Origin of the sequence: Mycobacterium sp. 852002-30065_SCH5024008 (assembly GCF_001665645.1) — a bacterium.
In the GTDB taxonomy this organism is placed as follows: domain Bacteria; phylum Actinomycetota; class Actinomycetes; order Mycobacteriales; family Mycobacteriaceae; genus Mycobacterium; species Mycobacterium paraffinicum.
Map to the genome: position 1 here is coordinate 1 of NZ_LZSZ01000160.1, position 558 is coordinate 558.

Annotated in this window: 1 pseudogene; it reads right to left on the reverse strand. The window is 65.9% G+C overall.

The features are described 5' to 3' along the window. Positions 1-540, reverse strand: a pseudogene (locus tag A5781_RS25225) (condensation domain-containing protein); the annotation flags it as partial. Positions 541-558 lie beyond the last annotated feature (18 nt).

Consider the following 558-nt stretch of genomic DNA (forward strand, 5'->3'; position numbering starts at 1 on the left):
CGCCGGGCGGTCCAACACCGCCCGATTACCCCAGTTATCCAGGCGGACACGCTCGGACTCGTCGAGGACCCCGACCGAGGACAACAGTCGTTGGGGGTCGGCGGTCATTGCCTCTAGCACCCGCTGGAATCGGGTGATCAGGGTGTGGATGCTGTCGGGGTTGAAGAGGTCGGTGCGGAACTCCACCACCGCACCGATTCCGGCCGGCTGGCCCTCTGGGGTCCAGCGTTCGGCCAGGGTGAAGGTCAAATCCATGCGCGCCGTGCAAGTTTGCACCGGCAAGGGGCGAACCCGCACATGCTCACCTAGCGCCAGCCCACCGGCTAGATCCCGCTCGGTGGGGTTGTGGTGTTGCCAGGCCAGCATGACTTGGACCAGGGGGTGATGGGCCAGGGAGCGGGTGGGGTGCAGCCGTTCCACGAGCAGCTCGAAGGGCAGGTCTTGGTGCTCAAAGGCGGCCAGGCTACGCGCGCGCACCTGGGCAAGGAGTTCGGCCACGCTGGGGTCGCCGGCCAGATCGACGCGTAACACCAGGGTGTCTGTCTCTTATACACATCT